Source organism: bacterium (assembly GCA_030652805.1).
In the GTDB taxonomy this organism is placed as follows: Bacteria; JAHJDO01; JAHJDO01; order JAHJDO01; family JAHJDO01; genus JAHJDO01.
Genome location: JAUSPT010000035.1, coordinates 1 through 8,878 on the forward strand (window position 1 = coordinate 1; position 8,878 = coordinate 8,878).

The following is an 8,878-nucleotide window of genomic DNA, read 5'->3' on the forward strand; positions in this document are numbered from 1 at the left end:
TTATCAGGGAATTCAACGGTAGGCGAGTTACGGAATATCCTGCCTAAAAATTGAGTGGTTTCGTCATTGGCAACTTCGTTCTGGTCAAAATCTACGGTAGGATCGAGTTTACCGAAAGTAGCGACCGCTTTATTCATAAAGAGAACTTGCTCATACCAGAATTCGGTTAATTCTACTTTGGCATCGCTATCCCCGGCATCTCGGTTAACGTTACTATATAAGGTAAGGTTATCCTCTAAGCCAGCTCCCTGGCCAGCCTCCAAATGCAAGAATGCCCTGCCGTTAACTTCCTTAAACTCTTTAGCTAAAGTTACATCTGCCGAATACGGGGCATCGGCGCGGGATTCCTTATGTATCTGACCGTCACGGTAGTTGGTATTATCAGCTCCCTGCACGATCATTGTACCGCCCACCCCAAGCTCAAGGCCTTCCATAAGCTGTATGGGCGCACCCGGAACACGGTGGAGATCCTCCTCAAATTGCGAGAACTTTGATTCGTATTCGACTATCTTATCCTGTTGCGACTGCATTGTCGATTCCTGAGATTTAATCTGAGAATCCTGAGCAGACATCTTTTTCTCAAGAGCATCAAGCCGCGATTGTAATTTTGCAACCGTACTTGTCAACTCTCCATCATCGGCAAATACCGGTAAGCTAACACTAAAAACAAGCCCTAAAATCAGGCACCAATTAAATAATCCTCGTAATAACATCTCAATACCCTCCTTATTTAACAACATTTTAAGATTTAGCTCATTTCCTCCTAGAACTTTTTGAGCATTTAACTGTATCTTGCGCCTTGCATCGGCAAGCGCTACCGCAATTACCATTACATTCGCATTTCTTGCTCATACAAACCTCCTTCCTGTACGTTATTCATCTTTCAATAGATTTTTCAAACCATCGTCCATCAATTTAGAAGACGCATCCTGTACCATCCTCGCAAAGTTCAAAAAAGACAGATCATCGAAATGTAGCGATACGCCATGAACATTGACATGAATAATCCCTCCTTGACATTTAAATACGTTTCCAACTGCTTGATTCTTACCAAGCACTTTACTTTGATCCATTTGCCCTCCTGTCAATAAAAAATCCAGACTCTTGTTAGCTTAAGGGTTCTGGATTCGTGATCTCTGACCGCGTCTAAACTATTATTTTTATCCTATTTCTACCGTGGCGTCTTTTCCTCTTTGGTAAAATAATCGACGATTAAGTCTTCATACCTCAGCAGGTGGATCCTTTTACACCGCGTGCACTTAAATTCGTAACCTTCCTTTGTTTTTACCAGGCAAAGCTTGCCGCAATCGCAGCGTACCTGGTTGATTTCATTTTTTTGATTTTGTATTTTTTGCGTCATTATCTAAAACCTTCATATATTTCAAGAAGATTATCCGCCGGATGATGCTTGTATACCCGCTTATAGCCCTTCTTCAGTTGTTTTAATTTCGAGATAACCTCGTCGAAACATTTATCGCAGCTGCAGCCGTAAGGAAGACATAACCTGCTCTCATCTTCCAGCCGCTGCGCCAGGATAACCAAATTGTCTATTTCTTCCCTTAATAATTTAACAACAATGCATTTACTCATACATTACCCTCTTGCGCCTAATAATGCTTCGCTTTTAAGGAAGCAAAGATGAAAAAAATGCGGCTACCTTAACCCCCGCCAAGACAAAAAGCGCGATAATAAAAGTTTCAAATCCCGCCTTCCAGCATATCCCGCCCATTGCCAAAGCCGCTAATAAATCCGTTGCCACGGCAAAGCCCAAAGCAGTCTACAATCCCCATTGTTTAAAAACAACCGCCATCAAGACAATCAAAGGAAGCGCAATAATTGTCCCGATCACCGAAACAAGCACCAGGTTTACCTGGGTTGTTTTAGCGATAACGCTGGTTATTCCCGCCATGCGCGGGCAGACAATTATTTTTTCTTACAACAAGCACCAGCGTCTTTGCCGGAATTGCTACTTTCAGAACAAGAACAATCATTTCCCTTAAACATTCTTATTAATTGCCATATAAGAAACACTATGCTTAAAAAAACAATCGCGATTATGGCTATCTTTTCCATTACCTATCCCCCGAATCCCAATAACCTGCCGCCCTGATATACGATAAACGACGCAACCCAGGCCATAACCGTAGTCCAAAATATCAAGAATAGCGTCCATTTTAAACTAGGCCCTGATTCACGGTAGAAAACCGCTATCGCCACGAAACAAGGCAGATAGATAAGGCAAAAAATCAGGAAAACCAACGCCTTTAGCGGATTCCAAGACGGATCTTTTTGCAAAGCTTCCTTTAATGAATCGGTTTCTTCAGGATCAACCTCGCCTAAACTGTATATCGTCCCCATAGTACTGACCACGACTTCCTTTGCCGCTACCCCTGCCATAAGCGCAACCCCTCCACGCCAATCCATGCCTAAAGGCTTAACAGCGGGCTCGACAAATTTGCCTATCCTGCCGGCATAGCTCTGCTCCATCTGTGCTGAAGCAGCTGCTTCTTCGCTTGCCCCCTCTTTGGGTTCCTTTTCCGGGAATGTAAAACCCGCCCAAATAATCATGGAAATTAAAAGTATAATTGTTCCTGCTTTTTTTATGTAAAGCCAACCCCTCTCCCACATTTTTAACAATAAACCCTGAATAGTGGGAATGCGATAAGGCGGAAGCTCCATTACAAAATGCGAGGTTTCGCCTTTAAAAACAAACTTCTTAAGTATCCATGCCGAAACAAAAGCAATTATGACACTCAAGGCATACATCAAAAACATCATATTTGCTCCATCTTTAGCGGCAAAAAATGCCCCGATAAACAAAGCAAATATAGGAAGCTTGGCCCCGCAGATCATAAAAGGAGTAACCATCATGGTGATCAAACGGTCCTTTTTATTGTCCAACGTCCTGGACGCCATAATTCCGGGCACCGCGCAGCCGTTGGTTGAAATCATCATCGGCAGAAACGATTTTCCATGCAAGCCGAATTTATGCATTATCCTGTCCATAACAAACGCCGCTCGCGCCATATAACCGGAATCTTCGAAGAACGCGATCGCAAAGAACATAAAGAGCACCAAAGGGAAAAAACCTAAGACCCCGCCTACCCCGCCAATCACCCCATCAACGATAAATGACTGAGTTAATCCCTCTGGGATAGCGCCGGAGGCAATTTCTCCCGTTTTTTCAAAAAACTTTTCAAACCAGCCCACAACCGGTTCGGAGAAGGTAAATGTGAATTTAAAAATAGCATACATCACGGCGGCAAAAATAGGCAACCCTAAAAACCTATTTAAAACTACCTTATCAATCTTATCCGAAAGGTCATGCCTTTCCTCAACGCTATGCGTCTGCGCCTCGGTGCAAACGCCACTGATAAACCCGTACCTTCTGTCCGCGATGATAACTTCCGGATCATCCGAGAAATGTTTTTTAAGGTGAATCCTGCTTCTTTCAGCCTCTAATAGGAGTGCCGGCCCCCCGGGCAACTGCGCGATAAGCTTAATTATCCATGGGTCATTCTCCAAAAGCTTAATACCAAGCCACCCAACAGGATATTCATTAGGTAAACTAGGAGCTTTTTTAAATGCCGCCGCTAACTTTTCAAGCTCTAATTTAACTTCCTCGCCATAATCAACGCCTATCTTTTCTATCTTGCTTTTCCCTTCGCGAAGATCTACCACAGCATTTAATAATTCATTCATGCCTTTATTCTTGCTGCCAACCGCAGGGATAACCGGTTTGCCCAATAAACGGGAAATCTCGACATAATTAATTTTAGAACCCCTCTTTTCTACAATATCACTCATATTCATTGCCAGAATTATGGGAACCTCAAGCTCCTGTAACTGTGTATATAGGTAAAGATTTCTTTCGAGGTTTGAGGCGTCAACAATATGGACGACCATATCCGGCTTCTCTTTAATTATAAAATCACGAGCCACAATTTCGTCTTCTGAATTCGCCGATAAGCTATATGTCCCCGGCAGATCAACAAAGGTTATCTCATAATCTTTATAAACGACTCTCCCTTCCTTTTTTTCAACCGTAACTCCCGGGTAATTGCCTACATGCTGATGCGCCCCGGTTAAATTATTGAATATCGTTGATTTTCCCGAGTTGGGGTTTCCTGCCAATGCCACCGTCAATTTTCCTTTTGCCGCCATTTTATTCCTCCCTAACGATTATTTTTTGGGCTAATCCATGCCCGATAGATAATTTAGAACCCTTCACGCAAACCGTAACCGGCCCGGCTCCGCTATTATGCAACATCGTTAATCTCTCACCCGGTAAAAGTCCAAGTTCCGCCAACCTGTGACTCGCGCCTTTTCCTCCCTGAATGAAAACAATAGCCGCCGCGCATCCCGAATTAATATCGCACAAGCTTTTCATATTTATATAACCTCAATACTAATTTGTTTTGCTTCTTCTTTTCTTAAAGACAAATTATATCCTTTGATTCTCACCTCCACAGGATCTCCAAATGGAGCCACCCTAATAACCTCCAGATTACTCCCCGGTACAATCCCCATATCTAAGAGTTTTCTTTTAAGCTGGCCTTGTCCGCTTACCTGCTTAACCTTTCCTTTGCTATGTGCCTTCAAATCACTTAAAGCTTTAATCTGACTCATAAATCCCCCCTTTTAGCTATCTCCAATAAGTTAGTCTTGTCTAACTTATTGAACAAAAAAATATTACCCGCGCTTACTCATGGTTTTCTCCTTACCCTTGCTCATATCCTGTCTGTTAAATTCAGGGCAGCGTTCAACATGTTTAATAAACTTTATCAGCTTCTCCAAAGTTACCTGGCTAATAGAATGTTCCATTTTACAGGCATCATCTTGCGCTGTATTTTTCCCCACCTTCAATATGTTGGACAAAAATCTAAAAAGTGTATTGTGCTTCTGCTGAACGCCGCTTGCCAGCCTCTTGCCTTCAACCGTCAGCTCCGCAGCCCCGTATCTTTCGTGCACAACAAGCCCGCTTCTGGCAAGAGTAACTAAAGCGGAATTGACGCTAGAATTCTTGACGCACAAAAGCTTGCTGATATCATTTACACGAGCAACGCCTTTTTCTCTTTTTAGAAACGCTATCCCCTCAAGGTAATCTTCCATATTGGAGCTTATTTTCTTTACCTCAACGCTCATCTTTAATCCTTGGGTTATTTAGGTTAAAAACATATGTTAGATAAGTCTAACATATGTAATCTTTTTGTCAACCCTTTTTCACCAAAAGTTATGATATTAAAAACCTTGATAATAATTATGGGTGAGTAATGCTATATCTGAGATAAATTTTTTTGCGGGTTCCGCAACCTTGTTTTCATGTTTAACTAAAACGCAGATCAGAAAATTACCTTTTCGGGTATACACTATCCCTACATCGTGGCAAACATGCCTTTCTAAACCTGTTTTATGAGCAACAAATGTTCCGTCTTTGGGAAGCTTTCTGGGAATGCGGTCATTAACTTTCTGTTGTCCCAGCAAGAGAAGGCATTGTTTAGATATTGATTTATTCAAGAAATTATTACGATAAAGTCCTTCTAAAAGGAAGGCCATATCTTCGGCTGTTGTATAATTTTCTACACCCTCTTTCCTTTCCTTAAAATCCAACATCTTGCGTGCTAAATTAGTATTTTTTAAGCCTATTTTCTTAAAATAAGTATTGAGCGTATCAAAATCTATGTAATCTATAAGCAGGTTAGTTGCGGTATTATCGCTTTGCGTAATCATCGGCTCAAGTAATTCTTCTACTGTAAAAACAGAACCTACCGGCTTCTCGCCTAACGCTTTTGATCCTTCCACCTTTTCGGAAGCTTTAAGATATATAGTATCTTTCAAGCCGATCTTTTTTTCTACTACCGCGTAAAAACAAGAAAGCATAATAGGGATCTTAACCAAGCTTGCCGAAGGAACTAATTCATCTTTGTTAAAATCGATCTCCCAACCCATATCTAGATCTTTTATAACAACGCTAGGGTGGTTGCCGAAAATCTCGATTCTATTTTTGACTGCAATTTTAAGATTATCCCATGCAGCCTTTCTTTTCTCCAATAAAACCCGCTTCTCTTCTACTTTTTTGAAAATTTGATACCTAGAGTAAGAAAAATAAGTAACTGAGCCAAAAAAACATGCTAGCAAACATATAAGAATAATTCTTTTTATCATGGTTCAGTTAATAATTTTATTGGATATCCTAATTCAGTTTATTATAGAATTCTCTCCAAGGAAAATATTTACCGGGGCACTCAGTCTTAGCCCCGGAAACCTGGCCATGCCCCATGATATTATTCTTAGGAATTTTATAATATTTTCTTAAAATATTTACCAAATAAGCTAATGAAGCCATCTGTTTCTCGGAAACTCTTTCTTTATTAAAATCACCTACCAAACATATCCCTATTGATCGTTCATTCATATTGCCCGCGTTACAATGAGCGCCATTTTTCTGTTTAAGCCAACGCGGAGAAACTTCAATCTGTCCATCATCCTTACCTTGGCTTCCATTATTGATTACAAAATGATATCCTATGCTATCCCACCCTCTTCTTAAATGATAACGATCAAAAGAAAGAGAACTGCCACCATCGGTTGCACTATGGTGAATGATAATGTATTTCCATTTCCTTGAAGGATAAAGAGAAATCACCGGGATAATAGGAGCCGCGTTAGGAACTAAAAGATGTTGCCCTTTCTCTAAGGTTTGCGTCTTTAAATTATTGACAGATAATATGTCCTTTATGGGAACATTGTACATTTTACTAACCCGCCAGAGTGTCTCACCGGGTGCAACTATATGAGAGGTATCCTGCCTTAAAACTGAAATAGTGGTTTGCGGATATATTTCTTTTACAGGAGTTATATAAGGTTTAACAGGCGTGGTAGCACAAGAACTCAAGACGATCGTTAAACTTGCAATTAATGCTAGAGAAATTAACCTTTTCATTTCTTTGATATGAATAACGAAGCCTTCTTATTTAAAATATTTTTATAGTATGAAATTAAGCAACATCCCAATCAGTAACGCAACCACAATCATAATCGCCGTACTTTTGAGTGTATCTTTTATTCCCAATTCTCTGATTAAAACTACATAAGTGGCAATACAGGGAAAATAAACCGCTAATATCGTAGAGCCAACTACTAATTGCTTAGTGGTCAGATTAAGCGGCCCAAGCATGCCTACAGCAAGGTCTTTTCTTAAAAACCCAACTACTAAAGCAGAGATAGCTTCCTTAGGAAGCCCCCATAGCCCGGTCAGAACAGGAGTAAAGATATACGCAAAGAAATCTATTATTCTTAGCATGTAGAGAATGTTCACAAAAAGCACTCCCAAAAGCACAAAAGGCAGGGCCTCCTTTAAAAAACCGGATAAACGCATCCAAAGTTTCTTAACCACCGATTGGATTTGAGGTATCCGATAAGGAGGAATTTCAACTAATATTTCAGGGCTTACTCCTTTTAAAATCCTATTTAAAATTAAACCCTTAACTACTAACAGGACAAAAAGAGTAAAAAATATAATCGCTACGTATTTACCTCCTCTTTGCCCCACCAATCCCACAATCATGGCGATTTGCGCCATACAGGGAATACCAACTGCCATTAAAGTGATAGCGATAAATTTCTCACGCCTTTCTTCTAAAAGCCGAGTAGCTAAGATACCAGGAACTTTACAACCTAAACCTAAAATGAAAGGAATTATCGCATATCCGTGTAGACCTAAATGATGCATAAAATTATCTGTCAAAACCGCCAAGCGAGGAAGATATCCTAAATCCTCCAAAAATCCTAATACAAGATAAAAACTAAATATATAAGGCAACACCATGGCAATCGGGACATAGAGGCCTGTGGTTAAAAGACCAAAAGACTGGCCAAAATCTATTTTACTTTTTATAAAATTACCGATAAGGATATGATGTAAAAAACTCCCCTCAACCAAAAATGCACTTAATTTCATCAACAAAGACAACCATAATTTTGTAAATAAGGGCTCAAATATATGCCCAATTAGATTCTCCCCAACAAAACGAACTGCCCAAAAGGAACAATATATAATACCTAAGGCAATAGGCAACCCGGTGAGCGGTTTAATACTTAAATCTTCTAGTCTTTCTAACAAAGTGTGGTGGCGATGGGTTAATTTCTGAGCTTCTTCTAAAATCTCGCCTATTTTTTCCCATTTCTGGTTATCAGAAGAGGCAGATAAATCTCTTGCCTTTGTTTCTGGCAAACGATCGATTAGTTCTTTGATGCCCTCTCCGGTTAAACCGCAGGTAGGGATTACTGGCACCCCTAACTCTTCTTCTAATTTTTTAATATCAATATAAATCCCCCTATGCTTGGTATCATCCCACATATTCAAAGCTACAATAAGCGGCATACCTTTTTCCAAAAGCTGTAAGGTTAAATGAAGATTCCTCTCTAAATTCGTGGCATCAATAATATTAATCACTAAACCACCTTCTTTTACCATCCGGCAAGCCACGTCTTCGGCTTTGCAAGTCGGCTCTAAAGTATATGTTCCCGGCACATCGATGATCATTACTGTTTCATCACCAAGCTTCATTTTGCCCTGGGTAAACTCTACTGTTGTTCCGGGATAATTAGAAATTATTACTTTTGCTCCGGTAAGCCTGGAAAATATGGCGCTCTTGCCGACGTTGGGATTACCGATTAACAAAATCTTTTCTATCTTCACCCCGCACCTTCTCTCTTATTAATAATTATTTTTATAACCCATGCCTTCTAACACTTCAGTTCTTTAAGTTCCCTGAATATATAGAAGGTGCGGGGTTCATCTTTTGACTTCCACTAGGATTAATTTGGCCATACCAAAGCCAACTGCGATCTGTATATTGCCTACTTCTACTGTCTG

At 40.3% G+C, this 8,878-nt stretch carries 11 protein-coding genes; all 11 read right to left on the reverse strand.

Annotation, left to right across the window (positions count from 1 at the left end; translation table 11 throughout):
• Positions 1 to 830 (reverse strand): hypothetical protein (locus tag Q7J67_03675; protein MDO9464377.1); only part of this gene is annotated, 830 nt, incomplete at its 3' end.
• Positions 831 to 872: 42 nt separating this feature from the next.
• The gene (locus Q7J67_03680; protein MDO9464378.1) at positions 873 to 1,073 is read right to left on the reverse strand and encodes a hypothetical protein; all 201 of its coding nucleotides are present in this window, start codon (positions 1,071 to 1,073) and stop codon (positions 873 to 875) included.
• A gap of 286 nt (positions 1,074 to 1,359) precedes the next feature.
• Positions 1,360 to 1,590, reverse strand: a complete 231-nt coding sequence (locus Q7J67_03685) for a hypothetical protein (GenBank protein ID MDO9464379.1) — start codon at positions 1,588 to 1,590, stop codon at positions 1,360 to 1,362.
• A gap of 333 nt (positions 1,591 to 1,923) precedes the next feature.
• On the reverse strand, positions 1,924 to 2,073 hold the full coding sequence (locus tag Q7J67_03690; GenBank protein ID MDO9464380.1) for a hypothetical protein: 150 nt from the start codon (positions 2,071 to 2,073) through the stop codon (positions 1,924 to 1,926).
• A gap of 3 nt (positions 2,074 to 2,076) precedes the next feature.
• Positions 2,077 to 4,164: a ferrous iron transport protein B gene (feoB, locus tag Q7J67_03695; GenBank protein ID MDO9464381.1), complete on the reverse strand. Its 2,088-nt coding sequence runs from the start codon at positions 4,162 to 4,164 to the stop codon at positions 2,077 to 2,079.
• A 1-nt stretch (position 4,165) separates the two neighbouring features.
• The gene (locus tag Q7J67_03700) at positions 4,166 to 4,390 is read right to left on the reverse strand and encodes a FeoA family protein (protein ID MDO9464382.1); all 225 of its coding nucleotides are present in this window, start codon (positions 4,388 to 4,390) and stop codon (positions 4,166 to 4,168) included.
• Positions 4,391 to 4,392: 2 nt separating this feature from the next.
• On the reverse strand, positions 4,393 to 4,629 hold the full coding sequence (locus tag Q7J67_03705; GenBank protein ID MDO9464383.1) for a FeoA family protein: 237 nt from the start codon (positions 4,627 to 4,629) through the stop codon (positions 4,393 to 4,395).
• Between the two features lie 63 nt (positions 4,630 to 4,692).
• Positions 4,693 to 5,145, reverse strand: coding sequence for a metal-dependent transcriptional regulator (locus Q7J67_03710; GenBank protein ID MDO9464384.1), 453 nt, complete (start codon positions 5,143 to 5,145; stop codon positions 4,693 to 4,695).
• 96 nt (positions 5,146 to 5,241) lie between these two features.
• Positions 5,242 to 6,165 (reverse strand): serine hydrolase, encoded by a 924-nt coding sequence (locus Q7J67_03715; protein MDO9464385.1) that lies wholly within the window; start codon positions 6,163 to 6,165, stop codon positions 5,242 to 5,244.
• A 28-nt stretch (positions 6,166 to 6,193) separates the two neighbouring features.
• The gene (locus Q7J67_03720; protein MDO9464386.1) at positions 6,194 to 6,943 is read right to left on the reverse strand and encodes an N-acetylmuramoyl-L-alanine amidase; all 750 of its coding nucleotides are present in this window, start codon (positions 6,941 to 6,943) and stop codon (positions 6,194 to 6,196) included.
• A gap of 42 nt (positions 6,944 to 6,985) precedes the next feature.
• A complete protein-coding gene (locus Q7J67_03725; GenBank protein MDO9464387.1) occupies positions 6,986 to 8,701 on the reverse strand; it encodes a ferrous iron transporter B in 1,716 nt (571 codons plus the stop codon).
• Positions 8,702 to 8,878 lie beyond the last annotated feature (177 nt).

Excerpts from the sequence above, each read along its gene's own strand:
- Q7J67_03680 (MDO9464378.1), bottom strand. The coding sequence starts at position 1,073 with ATGGATCAAAGTAAAGTGCTTGGTAAGAATCAAGCAGTTGGAAACGTA.
- Q7J67_03705 (MDO9464383.1), bottom strand. The coding sequence starts at position 4,629 with ATGAGTCAGATTAAAGCTTTAAGTGATTTGAAGGCACATAGCAAAGGA.
- Q7J67_03685 (MDO9464379.1), bottom strand. The coding sequence starts at position 1,590 with ATGAGTAAATGCATTGTTGTTAAATTATTAAGGGAAGAAATAGACAAT.
- Q7J67_03720 (MDO9464386.1), bottom strand. The coding sequence starts at position 6,943 with ATGAAAAGGTTAATTTCTCTAGCATTAATTGCAAGTTTAACGATCGTC.
- Q7J67_03700 (MDO9464382.1), bottom strand. The coding sequence starts at position 4,390 with ATGAAAAGCTTGTGCGATATTAATTCGGGATGCGCGGCGGCTATTGTT.
- Q7J67_03690 (MDO9464380.1), bottom strand. The coding sequence starts at position 2,073 with ATGGAAAAGATAGCCATAATCGCGATTGTTTTTTTAAGCATAGTGTTT.
- Q7J67_03715 (MDO9464385.1), bottom strand. The coding sequence starts at position 6,165 with ATGATAAAAAGAATTATTCTTATATGTTTGCTAGCATGTTTTTTTGGC.
- feoB (MDO9464381.1), bottom strand. The coding sequence starts at position 4,164 with ATGGCGGCAAAAGGAAAATTGACGGTGGCATTGGCAGGAAACCCCAAC.
- Q7J67_03710 (MDO9464384.1), bottom strand. The coding sequence starts at position 5,145 with ATGAGCGTTGAGGTAAAGAAAATAAGCTCCAATATGGAAGATTACCTT.